This window comes from Larkinella sp. C7 (genome assembly GCF_006149005.1).
Taxonomy (GTDB): domain Bacteria; phylum Bacteroidota; class Bacteroidia; order Cytophagales; family Spirosomataceae; genus Larkinella.
Genome location: NZ_VBSL01000019.1, coordinates 52,171 through 73,908 on the forward strand (window position 1 = coordinate 52,171; position 21,738 = coordinate 73,908).

23 protein-coding genes are annotated in these 21,738 nt (G+C 52.6%); 11 read left to right on the forward strand and 12 right to left on the reverse strand.

The genetic code is table 11. The features are described 5' to 3' along the window. Positions 1 to 206: 206 nt before the first annotated feature. Genes FH871_RS28215 through FH871_RS28225 form a run of 3 tightly spaced genes read left to right on the forward strand, consistent with a single transcriptional unit; the run spans position 207 to position 2,012 of the window. Entirely contained in the window at positions 207 to 494 is a 288-nt protein-coding gene (locus tag FH871_RS28215; protein WP_138994772.1) for a YciI family protein, read from the forward strand. A 3-nt stretch (positions 495 to 497) separates the two neighbouring features. Beyond that, a complete protein-coding gene (gene hxpB, locus FH871_RS28220; RefSeq protein WP_138994773.1) occupies positions 498 to 1,184 on the forward strand; it encodes a hexitol phosphatase HxpB in 687 nt (228 codons plus the stop codon). A 15-nt stretch (positions 1,185 to 1,199) separates the two neighbouring features. Next, positions 1,200 to 2,012 carry a PhzF family phenazine biosynthesis protein gene (locus FH871_RS28225; RefSeq protein WP_171062982.1) on the forward strand — a complete coding sequence of 271 codons (813 nt, stop codon included), beginning with the start codon at positions 1,200 to 1,202 and terminating at the stop codon, positions 2,010 to 2,012. Here FH871_RS28225 and FH871_RS28230 read toward each other — a convergent pair. Next, a complete protein-coding gene (locus FH871_RS28230) occupies positions 2,009 to 2,422 on the reverse strand; it encodes a DoxX family protein (protein WP_138994774.1) in 414 nt (137 codons plus the stop codon). The two genes, FH871_RS28225 and FH871_RS28230, sit on opposite strands and share 4 nt — an antisense overlap. Positions 2,423 to 2,503: 81 nt before the next feature. On the opposite strand from FH871_RS28230, the gene FH871_RS28235 reads away from it, so the two are divergent. The 5 genes from FH871_RS28235 (at position 2,504) to FH871_RS28255 (ending at position 6,068) form a co-directional block, all read left to right on the forward strand. Then, on the forward strand, positions 2,504 to 2,692 hold the full coding sequence (locus FH871_RS28235) for a hypothetical protein (protein ID WP_138994775.1): 189 nt from the start codon (positions 2,504 to 2,506) through the stop codon (positions 2,690 to 2,692). Between the two features lie 77 nt (positions 2,693 to 2,769). Next, entirely contained in the window at positions 2,770 to 3,222 is a 453-nt protein-coding gene (locus FH871_RS28240) for a GNAT family N-acetyltransferase (protein ID WP_138994776.1), read from the forward strand. An 81-nt stretch (positions 3,223 to 3,303) separates the two neighbouring features. Next, positions 3,304 to 4,443, forward strand: coding sequence for a radical SAM family heme chaperone HemW (gene hemW, locus FH871_RS28245; RefSeq protein ID WP_138994777.1), 1,140 nt, complete (start codon positions 3,304 to 3,306; stop codon positions 4,441 to 4,443). 232 nt (positions 4,444 to 4,675) lie between these two features. Beyond that, positions 4,676 to 5,365, forward strand: a complete 690-nt coding sequence (gene mtgA, locus FH871_RS28250; RefSeq protein WP_138994811.1) for a monofunctional biosynthetic peptidoglycan transglycosylase — start codon at positions 4,676 to 4,678, stop codon at positions 5,363 to 5,365. 223 nt (positions 5,366 to 5,588) lie between these two features. Beyond that, a complete protein-coding gene (locus FH871_RS28255) occupies positions 5,589 to 6,068 on the forward strand; it encodes a response regulator (protein ID WP_138994778.1) in 480 nt (159 codons plus the stop codon). 8 nt (positions 6,069 to 6,076) lie between these two features. Here FH871_RS28255 and FH871_RS28260 read toward each other — a convergent pair whose 3' ends face one another. The 5 genes from FH871_RS28260 to FH871_RS28280 all read right to left on the reverse strand — a co-directional run bounded on the left by FH871_RS28260 (position 6,077) and on the right by FH871_RS28280 (position 11,360). Then, positions 6,077 to 6,403, reverse strand: a complete 327-nt coding sequence (locus FH871_RS28260; RefSeq protein ID WP_138994779.1) for an MGMT family protein — start codon at positions 6,401 to 6,403, stop codon at positions 6,077 to 6,079. A gap of 17 nt (positions 6,404 to 6,420) precedes the next feature. Beyond that, positions 6,421 to 6,984, reverse strand: coding sequence for a DUF3109 family protein (locus FH871_RS28265; RefSeq protein ID WP_138994780.1), 564 nt, complete (start codon positions 6,982 to 6,984; stop codon positions 6,421 to 6,423). 18 nt (positions 6,985 to 7,002) lie between these two features. Continuing rightward, positions 7,003 to 9,285 carry a LysM peptidoglycan-binding domain-containing protein gene (locus FH871_RS28270; RefSeq protein WP_138994781.1) on the reverse strand — a complete coding sequence of 761 codons (2,283 nt, stop codon included), beginning with the start codon at positions 9,283 to 9,285 and terminating at the stop codon, positions 7,003 to 7,005. 6 nt (positions 9,286 to 9,291) lie between these two features. Continuing rightward, positions 9,292 to 9,957 carry an O-methyltransferase gene (locus FH871_RS28275; protein WP_138994782.1) on the reverse strand — a complete coding sequence of 222 codons (666 nt, stop codon included), beginning with the start codon at positions 9,955 to 9,957 and terminating at the stop codon, positions 9,292 to 9,294. A gap of 155 nt (positions 9,958 to 10,112) precedes the next feature. Beyond that, positions 10,113 to 11,360, reverse strand: coding sequence for a pitrilysin family protein (locus tag FH871_RS28280; protein WP_138994783.1), 1,248 nt, complete (start codon positions 11,358 to 11,360; stop codon positions 10,113 to 10,115). A 132-nt stretch (positions 11,361 to 11,492) separates the two neighbouring features. Between FH871_RS28280 and FH871_RS28285 the strand changes: the two genes are divergently transcribed. Then, positions 11,493 to 12,101, forward strand: a complete 609-nt coding sequence (locus tag FH871_RS28285; protein ID WP_138994784.1) for a hypothetical protein — start codon at positions 11,493 to 11,495, stop codon at positions 12,099 to 12,101. A 338-nt stretch (positions 12,102 to 12,439) separates the two neighbouring features. On the opposite strand, the gene FH871_RS28290 is transcribed toward FH871_RS28285, so the two are convergent. The 3 genes from FH871_RS28290 to FH871_RS28300 are packed head-to-tail and all read right to left on the reverse strand — an operon-like array spanning position 12,440 to position 15,864. Continuing rightward, positions 12,440 to 12,787 (reverse strand): hypothetical protein, encoded by a 348-nt coding sequence (locus tag FH871_RS28290; RefSeq protein ID WP_138994785.1) that lies wholly within the window; start codon positions 12,785 to 12,787, stop codon positions 12,440 to 12,442. A gap of 18 nt (positions 12,788 to 12,805) precedes the next feature. After that, positions 12,806 to 15,535 carry an ABC transporter permease gene (locus FH871_RS28295; protein ID WP_229317671.1) on the reverse strand — a complete coding sequence of 910 codons (2,730 nt, stop codon included), beginning with the start codon at positions 15,533 to 15,535 and terminating at the stop codon, positions 12,806 to 12,808. Continuing rightward, complete coding sequence (locus tag FH871_RS28300; RefSeq protein WP_114409889.1) at positions 15,532 to 15,864, reverse strand: PadR family transcriptional regulator; 333 nt, start codon at positions 15,862 to 15,864, stop codon at positions 15,532 to 15,534. The genes FH871_RS28295 and FH871_RS28300 overlap by 4 nt, the downstream gene beginning before the upstream one ends. Before the next feature lie 240 nt (positions 15,865 to 16,104). Here FH871_RS28300 and FH871_RS28305 point away from each other — a divergent pair, with 240 nt between their 5' ends. Then, the gene (locus tag FH871_RS28305) at positions 16,105 to 17,103 is read left to right on the forward strand and encodes a glycosyltransferase family 9 protein (protein ID WP_138994786.1); all 999 of its coding nucleotides are present in this window, start codon (positions 16,105 to 16,107) and stop codon (positions 17,101 to 17,103) included. A 62-nt stretch (positions 17,104 to 17,165) separates the two neighbouring features. Beyond that, a complete protein-coding gene (locus FH871_RS28310; protein ID WP_138994787.1) occupies positions 17,166 to 18,044 on the forward strand; it encodes a mechanosensitive ion channel family protein in 879 nt (292 codons plus the stop codon). Here the strand turns inward: FH871_RS28310 and FH871_RS28315 are convergent. From FH871_RS28315 to FH871_RS28325, 3 genes are all read right to left on the reverse strand, one after another. Continuing rightward, positions 18,038 to 18,871 carry a hypothetical protein gene (locus FH871_RS28315; RefSeq protein WP_138994788.1) on the reverse strand — a complete coding sequence of 278 codons (834 nt, stop codon included), beginning with the start codon at positions 18,869 to 18,871 and terminating at the stop codon, positions 18,038 to 18,040. The genes FH871_RS28310 and FH871_RS28315 overlap by 7 nt on opposite strands. Positions 18,872 to 18,972: 101 nt before the next feature. Further along, positions 18,973 to 20,376 carry a tetratricopeptide repeat protein gene (locus FH871_RS28320; RefSeq protein WP_138994789.1) on the reverse strand — a complete coding sequence of 468 codons (1,404 nt, stop codon included), beginning with the start codon at positions 20,374 to 20,376 and terminating at the stop codon, positions 18,973 to 18,975. Between the two features lie 182 nt (positions 20,377 to 20,558). After that, positions 20,559 to 21,590 carry an SDR family NAD(P)-dependent oxidoreductase gene (locus FH871_RS28325; protein ID WP_138994790.1) on the reverse strand — a complete coding sequence of 344 codons (1,032 nt, stop codon included), beginning with the start codon at positions 21,588 to 21,590 and terminating at the stop codon, positions 20,559 to 20,561. Between the last annotated feature and the right edge of the window lie 148 nt (positions 21,591 to 21,738).

Sequence of the window (21,738 nt, forward strand, 5' to 3'; positions counted from 1 at the left end):
GGGATGCAGTCGGCGTTTGGGCTGTTGCCCTGACAATCAGCAGGCAACCCAATCCGATGAGTAGTTGTTTCATTGATGAATAAGAGGCTAGTACGGTTTTAAACAATGAAATTAGCGAGAAAAAGGGAAAAGGATTAGATTTGGACAAAAACAAGCGTTGGAGCCTCCAACTTTGGTGTTATTTTTTGTTTTAGTATTGAAAAAGGATGCGGTACGTTATTCACGCTTACGATTATACCGACGATCAGGCCATGGACCGGCGTCTGGCTGTTCGTCCAAACCACTTCGATGGTGCCCGTCAATTGAAAGCCGATGGGCATTTCGTCCTGGGTGGCGCGTTACTCGATCCCGAGGGCAAGATGATCGGCTCCATGATGTTGCTCGATTTTGATACGGAAGACCAATTGAACGACTGGTTGCAGAGTGAGGTGTATATTTCAGGGAAAGTTTGGGAACGAATTGACATCAAGCCGTTTAAGCAGGCGGATATTTAAGAAATGATTCAGGCAGCAATATTTGACATGGACGGCCTTCTGGTCGATTCAGAGCCGTTCTGGCGGGAAGTAGAGATTGAGGTATTTCGCACGGTTGGTCTGGAAATGGACGACGAGATGTGTAAACGGACGACTGGTTTGCCCACCGACACCGTGGTGCGGTATTGGTACGAAAAACACCCCTGGCACAACCGGAGCGTGGAGGAGGTGAATGCCGACATTATTCAGGGGGCCTACGATCAGATTGGAAAACACGCGGGGCCGATGCCGGGCGTTCCGGCCATTCTGGAGTTGTTTCAGCAGCAGGGGATTCCGATGGCAATTGCGTCGGCATCGCCCATGCACCTGATCGAAGTGGTGCTGGACCGGCTGAACATCCGGTCGTATTTTACCCTCTGGCATTCGGCTACCCTGGAAAAACGCAACAAACCGCACCCGGATGTTTATCTGGGAACGGCCCGTAAACTCGGCGTTGAGCCCCACCGCTGTATCGCGTTTGAAGATTCCGGAAACGGGCTGAAATCGGCCCACGCGGCTGAGATGCTGACGGTTTCAGTGCCCGCCGATTACGAATTCGATGACCCCAAATTCGACCTGGCTACGCTGAAAATTCCGTCGTTGACGGCGTTTACCCTGTCCCAATTGCGGGAACTGGAAAATCAATTGTCAATCACACAAATAACCCGCTGAAAACCTAAACCCACTATGCCTATCCGCCTTTATCAACTTGATGCGTTTACCGACCAGCTTTTTGGCGGAAACCCGGCTGCGGTCTGCCCGCTGACGGAATGGCTACCCGACGAAACCATGCAGGCCATTGCGGCAGAAAACAACCTGGCCGAAACGGCTTTTTATGTTCCGACCGATCAGGAAAACGGTTTTTATCACATTCGCTGGTTTACGCCCACGGTGGAAGTCGACCTTTGCGGCCATGCCACGCTGGCGTCGGCCTACGTGGTGTTTTTCCTGGAAAAAACCGCCGAAGGCGATGCCATCGCGTTCGATTCACGCAGCGGACTGCTGCGGGTTCGGCGCGAAGACGACTGGCTCGTGCTGGATTTTCCGACCGACAGCACCCACATTGCCATTCAGCCACCGGCCCTGGAAACGAGTCTGGGGGGGATTAAACCGATGGAAGTGCTAAAGGGAAAAACAGACTACCTGATTGTTTTCGAGAACGAGCAGCAAATTCTGGACATGCAGCCCGACTTCCGCGAACTGGCAACCATTCCGGCGCGGGGGGTGATCGTGACGGCACCCGGTAATCCGACCGAAAGCGGCCCCATCGACTTTGTTTCCCGGTTCTTCGGCCCGCAGTCCGGCATCGACGAAGATCCGGTGACGGGTTCGGCGCACACGACCCTCATTCCGTATTGGGCCGAAAAACTCGGCAAAACGGAACTGACGGCCCGGCAGGTTTCCAAACGGGGCGGTTTTTTGCGGTGTAAATTGCTGGACGATCGCGTTGAAATTGCCGGGCAGGTGAAACTCTACCTGACGGGCGAATTCGAACTTTAAAGTCCCTCGTCGACCGACGGTTTTCCGGGGCCATTCAGGAGCAGAAAGACACTCATTGCCACCAAATTAAGGGCTGGCATGGTGTTTTTGTACGTATCCTGAATGGCTACATGCCCCACCAAAACCGCTAACACAAAATTGATCAGCAGGAAAAAAGCCGCCCAGCGCGTCCAGAATCCGGCAATCATCAGAATCGCTCCCAAAAACTCCGCATAGGCCGACAGCGTTGCGCCGACCAACGGCAACGGAAATCCCAGACTTTTCAGCCAGTCGGCATACCCCGGAATCCCTTCGGCGGGATGCAAAGCCGTGTGCCCGGCCGCATCGATGAGCTGATAGCCGAACGCCAGCCGGAGCAGGAAGGGCGCATAGGGGCGAAGCCGGGATAGGCGGGCGAAGGTATCTTTCATGGAAAATTCTAATTAGTGGGTTTATCAGTTCGTGTCCCGTTTAAAAACAATATTTGTACTTATTCTAAATAAGTAATACTTTTGTTGCGCAATGTTGAAAGCGCCATGAATGAATTGACCGAAAAATCGTTTGAGTTCTCTTTTGTAGCCGAAAACGCCAAAGCGTTTGGTGCCAACCCTTTTCTGGGCGAAGCGGATTGTGTGTTCAAAAAGTGCTGCAAAAAATGGAAAAAGAAAGGGAATCACTGCAAAAAGTGCCCCGAAAAGTAAAAGTTTTTCCCAGTATACCTTCTTCTTTTTTAACCGTACCGTAAAAAGATAAGCGGTATTTCTGCCAACTTTGTGGCATGAAATGCCACTACGAAATTTACGACGGTTTTCCCCCCGAAACCACGCTGCAAGGAATAATCCAATTGCACCAGCGGGTATTCACCGGTCAGACACCCGAACAGCTTTTTCAGGAATTTGAGGAAATGAAAAACCGCCGGTTGCTGACGATCGTGGCGACCGACGATCAATCGATTGTGGGCTATAAAATGGGGTATCAGCGTAAACCGGGTCATTTCTACAGTTGGCTGGGCTGCGTAAACCCGGATTATCGGCGGCAGGGCATCGCGGGCGAACTGATGCGACAACAACACGACTGGTGCAAAACCAACGGCTACCAGACCGTTCGGACTCACACCCGCAATCAATGGCGCGACATGCTCATCCTGAACCTGCGACACGGTTTTGACATTATCGGAACCATCACCAGTACCAATAGCCACACCACACTGGTGCTGGAAAAGACACTGTAAAGCCCGACTTTCTACGGATACACCAGGTTCGCCCCGTCGGTTGCGGGGAACTTGATCCGGTTCAGATTTGTAGTTTCGCCGATGCATCTGTACATCCACATCCCTTTCTGCAAACAGGCCTGTCATTACTGTGACTTTCATTTTAGCACCAGTCTGAAGCAGAAAACGGCGCTGGTCGAGGCACTTTGCCGGGAAATCGAACTGCAAAAAGATTACCTGCCCACCCGCCATCTGGAGACCATTTACCTGGGCGGAGGCACGCCCTCGCTGCTGAACGAATCCGAATTGCAACAGCTTTTCGAGACGATTCACCGGTTTTATACCGTAGCGCCGGATGCGGAAATCACGCTCGAAGCCAATCCGGACGACTTGGTGGGACCGGCGGCCGACCCACTGGCTCCGTTGCGGCTTTTTCGGCAGTACGTCAACCGGTTGAGCATTGGGATTCAGTCGTTTCACGAGCCGAATTTACGCCTGATGAACCGCGCCCATTCGGCCACCGAAGCCGAAAAATGTGTGCAATTAGCCCGGGAAGCCGGTTTTGATAACCTCACGATCGATCTGATTTACGGCATGCCTGCCGAAACAAACGGTATTTGGGAGGCCGATCTGGCAAAAGCACTTTCGTTTGGCATCCCGCACATTTCGGCCTACTGTCTGACCATCGAACCAGGGACGGTTTTTGGGAATTGGCAGAAAAAAGGCCGGTTGCAGGCTGCCGACGACGAATTTGCCGCCGACCAGTTTACGATACTCATGCAAACGCTGGTGGCGAATGGTTACGAACAGTACGAAATCTCGAATTTTGCGCAGCCGGGCTGGGAAGCCCGCCACAACAGCAGCTACTGGAAACGACGGCCCTATCTCGGCATTGGGCCGAGTGCGCACTCGTTCAACAACCACAGCCGCCAGTATAATGTCGCCAACAATGCACAGTATGTCCGGGCCATCGAAAAGGGCGAAATTCCGGGTACAGTCGAGGAATTGTCTCGGGCCGATCAGGTAAACGAGTATGTCCTGACGGGAATCCGGACGAAATGGGGCTGCGATGTTCGGGAGCTGACGGCGCTGGCCGGAACCGATTTTGAAGCACTTCATCGGGCTGAATTACAAACGCTCTACAGCCGGGGCTGGCTCATCCTGCAGGACAACCGGTTGACGTTGACCGAAGCCGGCAAACTGTTCGCCGACCGCGTAGCTGCGGAGCTTTTTATGAGTTAAAAGTGAGGAATTAAGCGTTATGAGTTGGCTGACGTATGCTAACCACAAGAGCGGCCCCGTCTTAACTCTTAATTCTTCACTCATAACTCATCACTCTTTACTATTTTTACGTTTAATGAGTACTCTTCGTTCCGCTAAAGTCAATCGTTTGCGCTCGTCAACCCCTTCTTCGGCTTCCTCCCGTTCGGGCCAGTCCCCGCGCATGGGGGCTTCTCTCCGTCAGCGTCCGTGGCTGGAGCGGTCGGTTCGACTGGTTGCTAAATTGATCACGCTGTCCTTTCTACTTTCGTTTGGTTGGGTGGTGCTGCTGAAATACCTGCCGGTTTCGTTTACGCCCCTGATGATTTCGCGGAAACTGGAAGCGATGGGTGAGGATCAGGACAGCAAGCTCTACAAGAACTGGACGCCCTACGAATCCATTTCAAAGGAAGTGGCGCTGGCCGTCGTGGCGTCGGAAGACCAGGCGTTTCCAACCCATTGGGGATTTGATTTTGACGAAATTCAGGATGCGATCAAAGACAACCAGCACCGGAAACGACCGCGGGGTGCCAGCACGATTTCGCAGCAGGTGGCCAAAAATGTTTTTCTGTGGAATGGTCGCAGCTATCTACGCAAAGGGCTGGAAGTCTATTTCACGTTTCTGATCGAACTGATCTGGGGCAAGGAACGAATCCTGGAAGTGTATCTGAACGTGGCCGAAACCGGCCCGCTGACCTTCGGTGTCGAGGCCGCTTCCCGGCGGTATTATGGTCATTCGGCCCAATCCCTAACGCGAACCGAGGCTGCCCGCATTGCCGCCGTTTTGCCCAATCCCCGCTTGTTCTCCATCAAAAAACCGTCGGCTTATACCCAGAAACGGACCCGCCAGATTGCCCGCCAAATGCGCTACCTGGGTGGGCGCGCATACCTTAAAAATTTGTAAAACCGTTAATTTTTTGTATTTTTAATACGAAACAAAGGCTTGATTTAAAATCGTTATAAAGCATTCTAAATCTTACATCAAAGTAAGCAGGTTTTCATTTTAAGACGACTTGTTCCGGCCTTTAATTCATATGAAATCATCTCTGTTAATCGGGTCTGTTTACTAATTTTATTGCTAGGAACACACACCATCGTAACGGCATCCTTTATCTGATTAGTATCACATGCCACAGTCGGCCAAGTTATTGCATTCTCCTTCCTTACAGCGAAAAATCTATGTCATTATCGTCGATGATGATGAAGATGATCGCCATTTTATTCATCGGGCGTTTCAAAATGTGGGGGCAAAACACCAGATTCTGCAATTTGAAGACGGGGAACAGTTGATGCACAGTTTGCTGGAAAGCGACGGTGCTGAAGAGAAAATTGCCCGATGCGGACTCATCATTCTGGATGTTAATATGCACCGGATGAGCGGAATCGAAGTATTGGAAGCGATCAAAACCAACGATTCGTTAAAGCATATTCCGACTGTGATGTTATCGACCTCCATCGAGGAAGATCTGGTGCAAAAAGCCTACAGTCTGGGCGCCAATGGGTATTTGCAAAAGCCCAATCTGATGGACGATTACAACCACCTGGTCATTAGCATGCAGGCCTGTTTTCTGGAAGTGCCCAGTGTTCGCTGGTCCAAGCTGCTCTGAGCTTCCGGTTATTGCAATTCGGTTGTCGGGTCCCAAAGCACTTTTCTGAATTCCACGACACGGTCGTCCTGTACCAGAACCCCTTCGGCCGCCAACAGATCCTGCATGGCGGTTGGGCTGCCAAAAAAATGTTTGCCGGACAAAACGCCGATGCGGTTGACAACGCGGTGGGCTGGCACATCGCGCCCGTGGGCCGCATTCATGGCCCAGCCCACCATGCGGGCTCCCGCGCGCAGGCTCAGGTATTGGGCAATGGCGCCGTAGGTCGTCACCCGCCCCGCCGGAACGAGCCGAACCACGTCGTAGACATCTTCAAAATAATCGCGGTGTTCCATACGCACCCGAATCAGGGCTACTTCTCTTCGATTTCCTTCACCAACTCGCCATACCAGGCCGGGCCGTACATGCGGATCAGGGGTTCTTTCAGAAACTTGTAGACCTCGACGCCCAGTTGTTCGCCAAAGTCACAGGCCGGGCTGCAAATGGGCCAGCGGTCGTAATTGAGGGCGTGAAAACTGTCGTATTTGGTAATCCGGATCGGGTACAGATGGCACGAAATGGGTTTCTTAAAATCCACTTTCCCGTCATTATACGCTTCCTCGATGCCGCATTTCAGAATACCGCGTTGGTCGTAATTAGCAAAAACACATTCGCGCCCTTCGATGGTGGTGGTAACAAAACCGCCATCCTCGTCGGATTCGTACAAACCGTGCTTTTCGATGGCGGCAACGCCTTCGGGCATCAGGTACGGTTTGACCAGCGGATAGATTTCGTCCAATACCGCCAGTTCCGATGTCTCCAGCGGTGCGCCCAGATCGCCTTCGACGCAGCAGGCACCCTTGCATTTGTCCAGGTTACAAACGAAAAACTTCTCGGCCACATCATCGCTGATGCAGGTATTGTCAATGAGTATCATGGATTTATCGGACGAGTCTTATTTCTTGATTATTTTCAACTGTTGCCCCACGTTGACTCCGCCACCCGATAGCTGGTTCCAGGTCTGGATTTGCTCAACCGTAACGCCGTATTGTTTCGAAATGCGGAACATGGTTTCCCCTTTCTGCACTGTGTGGTACACGATTTCTTCCGACACCTTCGCGTCGACCGTCGAACTGCCGGAGGCTGCGGGCTGGCTTTTGGATACGGCTCCGTCGCCTTTGATCAACAGCGATTGACCCACCGCCAGTTTGTCGTTCTGGGTCAGGTGGTTCCAGGCCAGGAGGTCATTGACCGAGATGTTGTAGAGCCGCGAAATGCTGTAATACGTTTGTCCCGGTTCTACCCGGTGCGCCATCGATCCGGCAGACCGCGTCGTCGTTGCGGGGGCCGAACTGGTGCGGGTCACTTTGGGCGATGATTCTTCCATCGGTTCGGTCGCGGGGCGTCTGGCACTGGCGGTTACGGGAGCGGATGTACTCGGTTTCCGCTCGGCCGGACGGCTAACCGGTGCTGACGTCGTGGTGCGGCTGGGAGCGGGTTCGCTGTCGAAGTCGGTCGAGCGTTCCGGGCGAACGATAACAACCCGTTGCGTCGAACCGGAATTCTGCGTGGTCACCGTCGGCGTGCTGGCGACTGTTGGCTCTGAAACCGGTGGTTTTACCACGGTATTTACAGCGTTCTCCTGATTTTCAACGGGTCGGCTGGTGGGTGCGTTGCTGGGCGTGGTGGTCGTTACGCGCGTATCCGGGACTGGCGAAGGGGTGGTTGCCGGAGCGTCCTTCGATTCGACCAGTTTTGGTGAATACAGTTTGCGTTCGGAGGCATTTCTGGGAATGGAATTCGCCGGGCGATCGGAAGGCGTCGACTGGCTCATCCGGTTTTCGCTCGGGCTGGATTGACTCGCGATTGGTCGGGAAGCGGGGGCTGGCGTGGTCGGTGTTTTGATGATTTCGACGGGTTTATTACCCGGACGGCGTTCGCGCAGCCACATGACCCGGCCCACCTGCAAACGGTCGGAGCGGTCGATGCGGTTGTAGCGCAGAAGTTTTTTCAGCCGGAGTCCGTACATCTGCGAAATGCTCCGCACGGTTTCGCCCACCTGCACCGTGTGGTGCGGAACAACCGCCTTCCGCATTTTCTTCGCCAGGTAATAGACTTCATTTTCAGTCACCGGGTCGCGGTCACTCATGTCGTTGTAACGCAGAAAACTCGATACGCTGACCCGGGCTTTGCGGGCCAGTGTCGAGGCATTGTCACCCGCCAGCGCCTGAATCCCCGGCAAGCCGTTGATTTCATACAACACCACATCCGGTTTGCCTTTCGAATAATTGACCTTGCGCAAAACCGGAAAACCGGTGTCGTATTTTGCTCTCGTCACTACTTCCGGGGCTTTGGTTTGCGCGACCAGCTTGGCTTGCTGGGCCTGACGCCGGAGTGCAGCCGCCTGATCGCCCGTGGCCGGAATGGCCAGAACGTATTCTTTATCGGACGGAATCTGGTCGCCCAGAATCCAGCGGTTGTATTTCCGGATTTCCGGTTCGCTGATGTTCAGATCTTGCGAAACCCGGGCCACGCTTTTTCCACTGCCATACGGATATTCGATCAGCGCCACGGAATTCGCCGTCTGAAAAGAAGGCAGAACGCTTTCGAAAGCCAGTTTGTGGGCGAAAAAACGAAGAATATAGCGGTCGGTTTTGCTGTCCAGCGTAACTTCCTGGGCGTAAGACCATTCCGCCGGCACGAGTTTGCTGATGCCGGTGGTGCCGAGGTAATACGAAAACAGGGACGATACCCAGTTGTTGTAAACCGTGTTGTTTCGTTTGAAATACCGGGCGGCTCCGCGCGTGGAGGCAACGATGCTTTTGCGCTCGTCTACTTCGTCATCGACGCGCATGCCGTGGTCGGTAGCGGTTTCTTTTTTGAATTGCCAGTAGCCAACGGCCGTCGAGGACGAAACCGCGTCGGGAACCAGCGAGCTTTCCTGAACGGCCAAATATTTCAGATCGACCGGTACTTCTTCTTCCGCCAGAATGGATTCGATCAGCGGAAAGTAGAGGACGACGCGGTCGAGTTTGGCATCCCAGTATTTTTTGTTGGATTGAACCAGAGAAGTAATGTCCTGTCGGATAATTCGGCGGGCACCGTCGTCAAAACGAACCGTCAGATCGGCGAAGCGGATGGATTCGGGAACGTCGGCAGGAACCTGAGCGATGCCGGAAAGAATAAGAAAAGGGGTAAAGAAAAGAAAAAAGGGGAGAGTCAAAAGTCTCTTTTTCATACGCTGTTATCGTTTGTAAATCATCATTAATCCGTCCCGTACGGGCAGCAAGACCTGCTCGACGCGCGAATCCTCACTCACTTTTCGGTTAAAATCAAGCACCGCCTGCGTGTCTTTGTCGGCCCGGCGTTCGGCAGCCGTGCGTCCCTTGCCGACGGGCCGGACGACCTTGCCACTCCACAGGACATTATCAGCTAAAATGATGCCACCCGGTCGCACCTTGTCGAAAACCAGGTCGTAATACAAACTATAATTTTCTTTGTCGGCATCGATAAAGACCAGATCGAACGGTCCTTCGAGGGCCGGGATCAGTTCGGGGGCGTGGCCCAGGCGGAGGTCGATCCGCGACCCCACCGGCGACTGATTCCAGTAGGCGCGCGCGAAGGATTCCAGTTCGTCGTCTTTTTCGATGGTCGTCAGCACGCCATCGTCGGCCAGCCCTTCGGCCAGACACAGGGCAGAATACCCCGTAAAGGTGCCAATTTCGAGAATTCGGCGGGGACGGAGCATCCGGGAAATCATGGCTAGAAACCGCCCCTGCAAGTGGCCGGAAAGCATCCGCGGATAGAGCATCCGGGCGCGGGTATTTCGATTTAGCTGGCGCAGTAACTCGCTTTCGGGCGAGGTGTGCGCTTCGGAATACGCTGAAATTTCAGGTGGCAAAAAATCCATGCCGGTTGACTGTGAGCCTGTTCGGCCCGGTTTACTTTAGGCGGTTGAAAACGAAACCCGGTGATCGTGTAAAAATACGACTATTCTGTTAACGGGAATGAGCCGTTCCTATTTTATCATGGCATCTTTATAGGAGCGAACGGGAAGTGCGGTCGTTACTCGTTTTCATCCGGCTCCGGCACAAAGGTGAGGTGGCTCAATTGGCTTTCGTCGAACATCTCGTTGGCCAGATCCTGCATCAAACCGGCATCGACTTCCCGGATTTCCTTGAAAATCTCCTCCAGCGAGTCCAGTTTGCCCGTGTCCAGAATGCTTTTTCCCATCGTGAGCATAAAACTCTGGTTGCTTTCTTCCGACATCGCCAACTGGCCCATCAACTGCTCTTTCGTGTTGTGCAATTGCAGTTTGGTGAGCGGTTTTTCGCGCAGGGCTTTCAGTTCGCGGGTGATAAGCGCGCTGCTGCGGTCGAGGTGTTTCTGGTCGGTTCCGAAGTAAATTCCCAGGAAACCGGTATCCAGAAAGGGCGTGTAGCTGGCTTCGATGGAATAGACCAGCCCGTATTTTTCGCGCAGGTTCATGTTCAGCCGGGAGTTCATGCCGGGTCCGCCGAGCAGATTGACCAGCATGAAAAACGGCAACCGGCGGGGATCGGCCAGTGCATACGACGGGCGGCCAATGGCGCACTGGGCCTGCGTGATGGGCCGTTCAACCGTCACCCGCTGCGGTTCGTAGCTTTCGGGGGCCAGCCGTTTCCGCTCTGAGGTGCGGTGCGGAATATCGATCAGGTATTTGGAAGCAATCTTTTTGACCTTGCTGAATGGCAGGTTGCTGACCGACGAAAAAACGACCCGTTCGGTGTCGAGATTGTCGACAATAAACGACTGGAGTTGATCCCGCGTAAAGGATTTGACGGTTTCGGGCGTGCCGAGGATGTTGCCGCCCAACGGGTGATTCTTGAAAACCACCTGGTCGAAATCGTCCTGGAGCGCATCTTCGGGCGAGTCGTAATACATCGCCATTTCTTCCAGAATCACACTCCGTTCTTTTTCGATTTGCTTTTCGGGAAACACCGAATGGAAGGCAATGTCGGCCAGCAGTTCTGTGGCTTTTTCGAAATGCAACCCCAAAACCGACGCGTGAAAGCAGACCTTTTCCTTGGTCGTGTAGGCATTCAACTCGCCCCCCACGGTTTCGAGCCGGTTGATGATGTGAAAGGATTTGCGTTTTTTGGTCCCCTTGAACGCCATGTGTTCCCAGAAGTGGGCCAGGCCCTCCTGTTGGGGCAATTCGTCGCGGCTGCCGATGTCGAGCATGATGCCGCAATGGGCAATTTGGGTATGCGGTACTTGTTTATGAACAATCCGGATTCCGTTCGGTAAGGTGTATACTTCGTAATCTTCCATTCTTTTCCAACCCTGTTGGGATGCCCAGGGTCTGATAATCAGCAATACCGGCGGTTGTTTGCTGCGCGTGCAGTTGCAGGTACAGAATTAAAAACTAAATTTAGTCAAAGAATAGTTCATCCCAATACAACTATGAAGACAATCTACCTGCTGTCGCTCGGTTTACTCGCTTTCAGTCATGGGTTGTTTGCGCAACGACTCAGCCCGCAGATCGGTCTGAATGGGGTGCCGTTATTCGATAAAACCGTAGAAGTGAATGCGACGGTGTTGAGAACGCCAGGGTATGAAATTTTCCTTCACGGCGGTTATTCTTTTCCGAAGTTTTATCAAACCAATCAGAATGAATCGTATGATCGATATTGGGAAGGAACAGCAGGCGGAGCATACCTGAAGCTTGGTGCCAGAGCGTATTGGAACGAAACCGGGAAGTTTCGCATTTATCTCGGTCCTCAGCTAACCGCTGGTTATCTTAGTCAGGCTGGAAAATCGACGACGGTTGTATATTGTGTTATGGCCCCATGCCCGCGATTGGAAAGAGAAGGAAAGAACAGGCAGAATTTTCTAAGCGGGGGAATTACTACTGGAATCACAACCAACCTTACTCCCCGTCTGGCCCTTGATTTGGGAATTCAGGCCAATACGTATGTCTTCGAAAAGCCGGATGTATTGAACAGCACGGTGTACGTGCCGGCGTTGGCAGAAAACCGTTGCAGGGTGTCGCGTCGATTCAATACACGCTAAAAGGCCGGTGAATGGCCCTATTTCTGGTGTATACGGTTTCAGGAATAACCCTTCTTTGGAATTTGATCGGTCATCCCTACGGAATTTTAGACCTATCTCGTTCTCTACCCCGGTTGAAACCGGGGGCTACAAGATGATTCATCCCTCCGGGATTATCGAATTTAAAAAAACGGAGGGATGAATCATCTTGTAGCGGTGGGTTTTAACCCGCTGGAAGAGGAATTGTCGAATTCAAACAAATCCCGGAGGGATGAATTATGTTGTAGCGGTGGGTTTTAACCCGCTGAAAAGGGATTATCAAACCCATAAAAATTCCGTAGGGATGGCCGATTTAATGTTTACACCGATCGAAGCCGCGCCGGTTTTACCGGCCGGAACCGGAGCACAAGCCCCGTGAAAAAGACGACCACGACTCCCAAAATCGAGAGAATGACCCACGGCATTTCATGCAGCGGTGGCGACAATTCGAGGGACTTAAAGACCCGGTATTTGAGCAATTCCTTGCGCAATGCACTCATGTCCGACACATCGAATGCCCGGTTGAAATGGATTTTGCGTCCGTTCCGGGTGCCATCGATCCGGATCGAGAGCGTTTTCTCGTCGTCGCTAATGCGCATTCGCAGCGAAGATTGGGCCATGGCGGTCGTGCTGATGGCTAGTAACAGGCTGATCAAAAGGAGTTTCATAGGATCTGTTGCTTGGTTTTATTCACTGCGTAAACTGTTTACTGGATTCCCCAGCGCGGCTTTGATGGTCTGAAAACTGACCGTCGCCAGCGCAATCAGAATGGCGGACAGGCTGACGCCGACAAACACCCAGAAGCTGATCTGAATGCGCTCCCGGTAATTGTCGAGCCAGGTATTCATCAGAAACCAGGCAATCGGAAGGGCAATCAGCAGGGCCACCAACACCAGCTTGACAAAGTCTCGCGAAAGCACCACGATGAGGTTTGGAATGCTGGCGCCCATCACTTTCCGGATGCCAATTTCTTTCGTTCGCTGTTCGATCACCATCATCGCCACGGCAAACAACCCCAGGCACGACAACAAAATGGCAATGCCAGCCGCCAGGCTACAGATTTTTGCCATCTGTTCTTCGTTCTGGTACCACGCGTCAACATTTTCATCCATGAACGTGCCGATAAATTCCGATTGCGGGGCTACTTCCTGCCAGACGGCTTTCAGCTTCTCCATCGAACCCGCCAGACTTTGCGGAGTGACGCGGATAAAAATGTAGTGGATGGTTTCCGAATGAGAAAGGTGCATCGTAATGGGGCGGTTTTCATCGGCCAGCGAATACAAATGGAAATCCGGAATGACGCCGATAATTTCCGATTTGGTGCCCGTCGTATCTTCATCGTCGCCCATAAACAGGCCCACCGGTTTGGGTTCGCCCAGCATTTTGGCCATGCTTTCGGTAATAATAATCCGGTTTACGGAATCTGTCGAATAGGAGCGGCTAAAGTCACGGCCAGCTACCGGTTTAATATTCAGCGTTTTGAGGTAATCGTAATCGACCAGCAGGATATCCGTAGCGACCTCTCTTCCCTTGTATTTAAATCCGGCGGAGGTGCGCGAGCTGACCCGATCGCGCCCGCGACCGATGTTGACGCTCGTGCCCGTTATGGCCAGTATCGCAGGATCGGTCGCCAGCTTGTTCCGCAACCGCCCGAGCACCTGCCGACCGTCTACCTGATTGCCGACCGGAATGCTGATGACCTGTTCTTTTTCAAAACCGAGAGGCCGGGTGCGCAGATGATCGACCTGCTGGGCGGCAATGATCGTGCAGCAGGCCAGCAAACACGACATCGCAAATTGGGTAACGATCAGCGAGTTGCGTAAAACACCCGGCCGTTTCATCGACAGTTTGCCTTTCAGCACTTCCACCGCGTTGAACTTCGCCATTTGCCAGGCCGGATAGCCACCGGCCACGAAGGTAACGAGAACAAATACGCCGAGAATCAGGCCCAGAAAACCGGGCTTGAGCATGTATTCCAGTTTCAGTCGGGCATCGAACGTGGCGTTGAACTGCGGCATCAGCAGGTAGGTGAGGAGGATCCCCACTAAAAAACCTACCAGACAAAGCAGGGTCGATTCACCCCAGATCTGGACAAAAAGCTGGTTTTTGAGCGCTCCCAGCGATTTCCGGACGCCAACTTCCCGGGCGCGGGTAAACGCCCGGGCGATGCTCAGGTTAATGAAATTGATGCAAGCAATCAGCAGGATAAAAGCGGCCATGCCCAGCAGCGTGTAAACAATGGCAATCGGGGCGCTTTTTCCGCCGGAGATTTCCCGGTCAAAATGCACCTTGGAAAGCTGCTGCAATCGGACGGCAAACAAATCACCCCGTTGATCGGGCTGGGCTTTTTTCTCTTTGAGGTCTTTCAGCGCACCGGAGAAGTATTTTTGGGCAAATGGTTTCAGGCGGCTTTCGAACGTAGCCTGATCGACCTGGGGCGGCAATTTTAGGTAAACCGTATAAAAATGGCCATTCCACTGTTCTTTGTTATTCTGATAGTTCGGCGCATTTTCGATTCGAACCAGGGCATCGTACTGAATCGACGAATTGTTGTAGGGGGCATCGCCGATGACGCCGGTGACGACATACTGCTTCTGATCGGCGTCGCGGCCCACCAGCACGGTTTTGCCAATCGGGTTTTCGGTGCCAAAAACCGCCGTCGCCATGTTCTCGCTGAGGACGATGCTGCTCAGGTCGCGAAGCGCGATTTCCCGGTTTCCTTTGAGGAGGGGAAATGAAAAGATTTTCAGAAAATCCTGGTCGGTGTGCAACAGCAACTTATCGAAATACTTGCCTTTCGCTTCTACCAGGCTTTTCCGGCCGCTCATAATCTGGGTTGCGGCTTCCAGTTCGGGATAGTCGGCTTTTAGAGCTGGCACAAAAGGCAACGGCATATGGGCACTGCGCGTCGCTTTTTCCGGATCATTCGAGAAAAGGTAGGTCCTGAAAATTCGGTCGCCATCCTGGTGGAAGGAGTCGTAAGTCAACTGTAGATAGGACGTCAGAAACAGAAAGACGCAGATGCAGAAGGCCACCGAAAGACCCACCACATTGATGGCCGCGTAACCTTTGCTTTTCCAGAGGTTGCGGAATGCGATTTTTAAATAATTTCGGAGCATGTCTGGTTGGAGAAAAAAAGGTTGACGTTCGTTATGTAACGGGTATCGGTGAGCGGTTTTTGAAACCGGATTGGCAGACGGTTTGATGAAATGGGCCGTTCGTCGTTTCAGGAAATACGGTCGGCAGAATTTGATCACTTCCAGCGCGTACAGCCGACGGGCTTTCCGGACGCCAAACTCGGCGACCTGATCGGCAAACTGCTCGTACAAGTCACCCAGCAGTTCTTCCTGCAAAGCGGGGGGGCACAATCCCTTCAGCAAACGGTCGGCCCAGGCGGGTGGTTGGGGCGTGTTCATACGTTCGACCAGGACGGGTTTGGAATGGATTCCCAAAGGTCGTTGCGTACCTGCCGCATCTCGCTCAAGGTTTGTTTGCCGGCTGCTGTGATGCCAAATAACCGCTTTCGGCGGCCACCCCGCGCGGCCGTGGCACCACCCAGTTCGGAGCTGACGAACCCTTTTTCCTCCAGGCGGTACAAGGCGATGTGAACACCGCTCAGGCTGATGACGCGATCCGTACGCTGCTTTAGTTCAGCCGCAATCGTCACGCCATACGCACTTCCGTCCAGCACCGCAACGGTGAGTAAAACCAGTTCTTCAAATTCGCCCAGATATGGTCTTCCCATGGTTTTTTGTATTTCCTTGTTATTTGCTAAACAAATGCCTTGCCAAATTGCCAGAAGGCCTTTCTGGTTGTAATAGAGCCGGTTTTGATTGCGGCCTGAAGGGGAATTTGTCCAAAAACGGACAGCGGATGTACACAAATGGACAGAATCCGATCTCCGGTTTTTGGAATCAGGGGTTTTTAATCTAATATTGAACTGCTTAACTTGACGAGAGGTAAAGGCCATCCTGAAATTTGTTAAATGAATCAACCGCCCCGGTTTCTCATTGTCCAAACCGCTTTCATTGGCGACGTGATTTTGGCCACGTCACTGGTGGAAAAACTCCATTTCCATTTCCCAGACGCCACCATCGATTTTTTGCTTCGGAAGGGAAACGAAGGGCTATTGAAAAATAACCCCCATCTGAATGACGTATTGATTTGGGATAAAAAGAACGGAAAATACCGGGACTTGCTGCGATTGATCCGGCTCATTCGCCCCCGTCGCTACGACAAGGTGATTAACCTGCAACGCTTCGGCGCAACGGGTTTGCTAACGGCACTGTCGGGGGCCGAAGAAACCGTTGGGTTTGAGAAAAATCCGTTTTCCCGCTTTTTTACTTATGGTATCGATCATCGGATTGCGCCTGATATTCACGAGATCAACCGCAATACGGAACTGGTTAGCTGGTTTACGAATCATGCCGCACTGAAACCCAAGTTGTATCCATCGACCGGCGATTTTGAGCGTGTAAAACCGTACCAGACTAAGCCGTACATTTGCCTGGCACCGACATCGGTCTGGTTTACGAAACAGTATCCGGAAGAAAAATGGATGGACTTTCTGCGGCAACTACCGCCATCGCTGACGGTGTATTTGCTGGGCGCTCCGTCGGACTCTGAAGCGGTGGAGCGGATTCGGCAGGGTGTCGGCAGCGAACGGGTGGTGAATCTTTCCGGAAAACTGTCGTTCCTGGAATCGGCGGCTTTGATGAAAGGGGCTTTGATGAATTACGTCAACGATTCGGCCCCTTTGCACCTGGCGTCGGCGGTGAATGCCCCAACAACGGCTATTTTCTGTTCCACCATTCCGCAATTCGGTTTTGGTCCGCTGGCCGACGATTCGCACCAGATCGAGATCGAGGAAATTCTCGACTGTCGTCCCTGCGGACTGCACGGGCGCAAAAAATGTCCGCTGGGCCATTTCCAGTGTGCCTACGGAATCCGGACGGAACAACTGATGCAACGACTCCCTGCGTAACGTCCGTTGAAACACATCCGCTTCGGCAACGGTTACCATCCTATTACACTTTTTCTATTGCTATGCTGAATGTAGGCGAGGTAGCGCGACTCATTTTCGAGCGTCTGGAAGGCTGGGCCAAAACCGCCGTTCTGTATGTGCCGAATCTGGCGGTGGCGTTGCTGGTCATTGTCGTTTTTAACTTCATATCCCGGTATTTCCGCAAGCTGGTGGTGCGGGCTTTCGACCGGTTTAGTGATAATCTGTCGCTCATCAACCTGACCGGAACCGTGGCCCAGTTGGTGGTCATGACGCTGGGTTTGTTCATCGCCCTGGACATTCTGGGGCTTGAAAAAACTGTGGCGTCGTTGCTGGCGGGGGCCGGTGTGCTGGCGCTGGCCATCGGTTTTGCGTTTCAGGACCTGACGGCCAACTTTATTTCGGGAACGATTATCGCCCTTCAGCGACCGATTGAAGTCGGCGACGTGGTGGAGACCAACGGGTTTCTGGGGAAAGTGGTTCGAATCAAACTGCGTTCGATTGTGCTGGACAATTCGGCGGGGCAAACCATCGAAATACCGAGCAAAGATATTTTTCAGAAACCCATTACCAATTTCTCCCGCACCGGCGAACGGCGGATCGAACTAACGGCGGGCGTTTCGCACCTCGATGATTTGAGCAAAGCCCAGCGGGTAGCGATCAGCGCCGTGAAAGCCCTGCCGTTTATCCGGAAAGACAAATCGGTTGAAATGCACTACAAGGGCGTTTCGCTGGAAATGATCCAGTTTCTGGTCTGGTTCTGGATCGATCCGACTAAGGTTGACGCCACCAAAGCGTTGAGCGAAGCCATTATGGCCGTCAAAAAAGCCTTCGGCGAAAATGAGGTGCTGATGCTTTTTCCGCCCCACACCTACGACCTGAAAAAACGCGCCAGTGAGCCTGCCGGGCCGTCGAATCAATAGGTTTCGTATTCGTACTGCTCCAGAAGGGTGGAGTTTTCGGCCAATAACCGTCTGACCGGCAGGTTATTGTTGTAAACGTAGCGATATTCACTAACCGTTGGTTTAGCCTGTGTCCCTGCTTCTACCTGATACGTCGAGGCCCGAATGCAGTTGTTTTTCGACCAGCTCATCTGATCGAAAATCGGGCATTCGGCCAGACAATACGGATTGGGTTTGTTGTCGTATTCATACACGATCCGGCGGGTGGTGGTGGTGGCGGCTGCGTTCCGTTGCAGGGGGGTGGTCGTCACGGTTTCTTCGACCAGATTGCCATTGGCATCGTAGCGGTATTGATTGGTGGTTAGCGTAACCGGTGAGCGCCCGGCCATTTCACCCCGGGGCGGATAGGTATACCGCTGGCGACCCACAATCTGACCGGTGGCGTTGTAGATCAGCGAGTCGGTAAAAAAGAGCGATTTTTCGGGTTTATCCAGCGAAAGACCCTTGCGAAGCAGGTAGCGTTCTTTCGAATTCAGGCGTCCTTCCTTGCTGTAGTTATACTGTTCCGAATAGCCGTAATTCCAGGGCGTTTCGGGCGTTTGGTACCGCATCGAATAGGTGGTCAGTTTGCCACCGGTGCCGTAACTGTGCTGAAACTGACTGAGTGGTGCCTGTTCGCGCGTGAGTTCTTCTTTACTGAGTTTACCGTCGGCATCGTAAAAAAACTGCCGGGTCGTGCCATCGGTGTAGGTGATTTTCTTGAGTCGATTTTGGGCAACGGCGGGTTGGATACTGGCGAATCCGACTACTAAACTGAGAAACAGGAAAGATATTAACGTTTTCTGCATAACGTTGGCATATGGATTGGGTTTATGAGTCGATTGCAAAAACTATGCCCGTAAAAAAAGCCACTCTAAAAAGGGCGGCTTTTACGGCGGAATGTGCCAAATTAATTTTTACGGTACTGCTCGATGATCTTGTAGAGCGCTTTCTGTTTTTCCAGTTCCGGAAAGAAATCGAACAACAGAACGTGCTGGTCGTAATTGAGCGTTAAAGCCGCTTCCAGACTGACGAGTGCTTCGCGATACATACCGGCATGAATGAGGTAAATCACGGCCCGGTAGTACAGATCCGCTTCCTGCGGCAATTCCTCGATGCCCATTTCAATGATTTCGTGCGCGCGGGTAAAGTCACCCTGGTCGAACAGCACGAGCGACCATTGCAGGTACACATCGACATTGGCCGGATCGGCTTCTACGGCTTTCTCAAATGCTTCGAGACTCGATATGCCATTGCCCAGTTTGTACTCGGTTTCGGCCAGTGCGAGCCAGTATTCGGCATTTTTCTCGTTCAGTTTCAGGGCTTTCCGCAAAAACGGAATGGATTCGTGCCATTTGCCCAATTCACTCAGGCAAACGCCGATGCCGTAATAGCCTTCGTCCCAAAGGCTATCGAGATGAACGGCGTCGCGGTAGCGCGTAATGGCTTCTCCGTAGCGGTTTTGTTTCTCCAGACTGGCACCCAGATAACAATACGTTTCGGGCGTGGCTTCCTCGTACTTCAGCGTACTGCGGTAGGCTTCCTCCGCCTTCACAAACTCGCCCAGGTTCATATACGTATTGCCGAGATTGAAATACGCCGACGCAAAATCTTCTTTGATAATCGTCGCGTAGTCATAGGCTTCGGCCGCGTCTTTATAACGGCTCAGTTTGCTGTAGGCAATGCCAATGTTATACCAGGCGTTGTGCGAGTAGGGGTCGCGGTCGATGAGCTGCTGGTAATAATCCAGACTATTTTCCAGTTCCCCGATCAGATCCAGGCAAAACGCCAGTTCGTAGAGGGAGTTTTCGTTGTTAATGTTGTGGTTGATCGATGTTTTATAATGCTCGATGGCCTGCTCGTATTTCCCCCAGTTCTGATAGGTTTGCCCAATCTGAAAATAGATGTCGTCTTTTTCGTCGGCGGTTTCCAGCAGATCGCTCAAAATCTCAACCGATTGTTCGAAATTCCCGGCGAGGTTGCTGATTGTTCCCTGCATGTATTGAATGTCCGGGTCGCTGGGATTATACAGGGCGGCTCGATCCAGCAGACCCAGGGCCTGCTCGTATTTTCCGTTTGTAGCCAGCAACTGGGCTTTATCCAGCATCAATTCCAGCGAGTAGGGGAAATTTCCGAGTCCGGCTTCGCAGGCTTTCATGGCCTTTTCGAGGTCGCCTTCTTCCATGTAGTGTTCGACCATCTGCTCGTAGACATCCAGATCGAAAAATTGGTTTTCGGAGCCGTCCAGCATACTCTCAAATCGCTGTATCGAGGCCTTTATTTCGCTTTCTCTTTCCTCAAACTCTTGCTCCATATTCACTTCGTACAGGGGTTACGTATATACTATACACCACTATTCAGCGTGGAAATGTAGTAGAAATATACAACTAATAATCTATTCCGCAACTATTCGCGCAAAAAAAGGAGGCAGTGGTTTTGGGCCGGTTTTCGCATGAATTGGTGATCAGTATTTTAGATCCGATTCACGGCCAATGGTCACTGCTTCTGCTTGAAAAACACAGAAATCCGGTGAATCGTTTCGTCGGTATTGCGGTAGCGGAAAGGGAGCCTTTTTTCGATCTTCCGGCCATCGTACTGGTAATTTCCCGATGCCGACCGGGCGGTTTCGCGGGTAATCAGCGGGGGCTTGCCCGTGATCCAGGAGCGGACGGCTTCGACGGGCCACAGCAACTGCGTGAGTTTGGGGGAAACGCGGTATTTCGTTCGTTTTTTGCCCATCGCATCCGCCATCTGGTCCAGAAATTCCTTGTACGACAGGCTTTTCGCGCTCAGGATAAACCGTTCGGCGGTGATGGGGCTGTGCATGAGCTGAAAAACCGCTTCGGCCACATCCCGCACATCGACCAGGTTGACAATCCCGGCGGGATAAAACGGTTTTTCATCATAGGCGTACTTGAAGAGCTGCGTGCTGCTGCGCGTCCAGTCGCCCTCGCCGAGCACCAGCGACGGGTTGACCATCACGGCGTCGAGTCCTTCGGCAATCCCGCGCCATACTTCCAGTTCGGCCCGGTATTTCGTTTGGCCGTAAAAGGAGTTTTGGGGCGATTCTTCCCAGCGTTGCTCTTCATCGATCACAATGGCAGCGTTGTCGTTCCCGCCTTTGATTGTCGGTCGACCGACGGCGGCTACCGAACTGACGTAGCCCAGTTTCCGGATGCCCTTCGCCAGGCACAGATTGACTACATTGGCGGTGCCTTCGACATTGACTTTGTCCATGCGGTCGCGGTCTTTCGGCGAATACGAAATCATGGCGGCTACGTGAACCACATCGACGGTGCCGCGGGTCTGCACGGTTTGGAGCGCGTCTTCCAGCGATGGGATATCCAGAATATCGCCTTCGAGCCAGGTGACGCGGTCCTGGACGTCGTTCAGTAAACTCAGATCACTGTTGGCACGCCGGAGAGCCGCCACGGTTCGGCCCGCATCGAGATACCGCCGGATGATGTGACTGCCGATGAGTCCGTTGGCGCCGGTGATGAGGGTGATATCAGGGAGTGAGGAAGTCATTCAGAAGGTTTTCAACCCAGTTCAGGAAATTATTCGTGCTTTCCATGGTGTTATTCAGATCCGCCCGGTGACGAGCATTTTTGTAAACATAACAACGTTTGCCGCCGATTTGCTAATTTCGCGCCAAAATTAGGTTTTCAAGTCTGCG

What these genes read in the sequence shown, in the direction of transcription:
- FH871_RS28225 (WP_171062982.1), top strand. Translation starts at nt 1,200, where the DNA reads ATGCCTATCCGCCTTTATCAACTTGATGCGTTTACCGACCAGCTTTTT.
- FH871_RS28315 (WP_138994788.1), bottom strand. Translation starts at nt 18,871, where the DNA reads ATGCAGAAAACGTTAATATCTTTCCTGTTTCTCAGTTTAGTAGTCGGA.
- FH871_RS28300 (WP_114409889.1), bottom strand. Translation starts at nt 15,864, where the DNA reads ATGGGAAGACCATATCTGGGCGAATTTGAAGAACTGGTTTTACTCACC.
- FH871_RS28215 (WP_138994772.1), top strand. Translation starts at nt 207, where the DNA reads ATGCGGTACGTTATTCACGCTTACGATTATACCGACGATCAGGCCATG.
- FH871_RS28240 (WP_138994776.1), top strand. Translation starts at nt 2,770, where the DNA reads ATGAAATGCCACTACGAAATTTACGACGGTTTTCCCCCCGAAACCACG.
- FH871_RS28305 (WP_138994786.1), top strand. Translation starts at nt 16,105, where the DNA reads ATGAATCAACCGCCCCGGTTTCTCATTGTCCAAACCGCTTTCATTGGC.
- FH871_RS28295 (WP_229317671.1), bottom strand. Translation starts at nt 15,535, where the DNA reads ATGAACACGCCCCAACCACCCGCCTGGGCCGACCGTTTGCTGAAGGGA.
- FH871_RS28285 (WP_138994784.1), top strand. Translation starts at nt 11,493, where the DNA reads ATGAAGACAATCTACCTGCTGTCGCTCGGTTTACTCGCTTTCAGTCAT.
- FH871_RS28230 (WP_138994774.1), bottom strand. Translation starts at nt 2,422, where the DNA reads ATGAAAGATACCTTCGCCCGCCTATCCCGGCTTCGCCCCTATGCGCCC.
- FH871_RS28265 (WP_138994780.1), bottom strand. Translation starts at nt 6,984, where the DNA reads ATGATACTCATTGACAATACCTGCATCAGCGATGATGTGGCCGAGAAG.
- FH871_RS28325 (WP_138994790.1), bottom strand. Translation starts at nt 21,590, where the DNA reads ATGACTTCCTCACTCCCTGATATCACCCTCATCACCGGCGCCAACGGA.
- FH871_RS28255 (WP_138994778.1), top strand. Translation starts at nt 5,589, where the DNA reads ATGCCACAGTCGGCCAAGTTATTGCATTCTCCTTCCTTACAGCGAAAA.
- FH871_RS28275 (WP_138994782.1), bottom strand. Translation starts at nt 9,957, where the DNA reads ATGGATTTTTTGCCACCTGAAATTTCAGCGTATTCCGAAGCGCACACC.
- FH871_RS28260 (WP_138994779.1), bottom strand. Translation starts at nt 6,403, where the DNA reads ATGGAACACCGCGATTATTTTGAAGATGTCTACGACGTGGTTCGGCTC.
- FH871_RS28320 (WP_138994789.1), bottom strand. Translation starts at nt 20,376, where the DNA reads ATGGAGCAAGAGTTTGAGGAAAGAGAAAGCGAAATAAAGGCCTCGATA.
- FH871_RS28310 (WP_138994787.1), top strand. Translation starts at nt 17,166, where the DNA reads ATGCTGAATGTAGGCGAGGTAGCGCGACTCATTTTCGAGCGTCTGGAA.
- FH871_RS28280 (WP_138994783.1), bottom strand. Translation starts at nt 11,360, where the DNA reads ATGGAAGATTACGAAGTATACACCTTACCGAACGGAATCCGGATTGTT.
- FH871_RS28270 (WP_138994781.1), bottom strand. Translation starts at nt 9,285, where the DNA reads ATGAAAAAGAGACTTTTGACTCTCCCCTTTTTTCTTTTCTTTACCCCT.
- hemW (WP_138994777.1), top strand. Translation starts at nt 3,304, where the DNA reads ATGCATCTGTACATCCACATCCCTTTCTGCAAACAGGCCTGTCATTAC.
- FH871_RS28290 (WP_138994785.1), bottom strand. Translation starts at nt 12,787, where the DNA reads ATGAAACTCCTTTTGATCAGCCTGTTACTAGCCATCAGCACGACCGCC.
- hxpB (WP_138994773.1), top strand. Translation starts at nt 498, where the DNA reads ATGATTCAGGCAGCAATATTTGACATGGACGGCCTTCTGGTCGATTCA.